1 protein-coding gene is annotated in these 430 nt (G+C 70.9%); it reads left to right on the top strand.

The window, feature by feature from the left end; translation table 11 throughout:
* Window positions 1–365 (top strand): hypothetical protein (locus VG556_RS22575; protein WP_423180076.1); only part of this gene is annotated, 365 nt, incomplete at its 5' end.
* Window positions 366–430 lie beyond the last annotated feature (65 nt).

Below are 430 nucleotides of genomic sequence, written 5' to 3'. Positions count from 1 at the left end.
CGACCGACGCCGGTTCCGCCGACGGCACCTACGACGTGGTGTTCGCCTTCGAGTGCATCCACGACCTGCCCGACCCCGTCGCCGTCCTGGAGGCGATGCACGGGCTCGGCGGGACCGTCGTGGTGATGGACGAGCGGGTCGCCGAGACGTTCACCGCGCCCGGCGACGAGATCGAGCGGCTCATGTACGGCTACAGCCTGCTGTGCTGCCTCGCCGACGGGATGGCCCACGAGGACTCCGCCGGCACCGGCACCGTGATGCGGCCGGACACCCTGCGCGGCTACGCCCGCGAGGCAGGGTTCGCGGACCTCGAGATCCTCGACATCGAGAACGACTTCTTCCGCTTCTACCGACTGGTCCGCTGAGCGGCGCACAGCAGGACCGCGAGGTGGGTCAGGCCGGCGACAGCGCCTCCGACAGCGCCTCCGTC

The organism is Stenotrophomonas sp. CASM106 (genome assembly GCF_049384825.1).
Lineage (GTDB): Bacteria > Pseudomonadota > Gammaproteobacteria > Xanthomonadales > Xanthomonadaceae > Stenotrophomonas > Stenotrophomonas muris.
The sequence above is the reverse complement of the archived record's forward strand: the minus strand, read 5'-3'. Positions and strand labels throughout refer to the sequence as shown.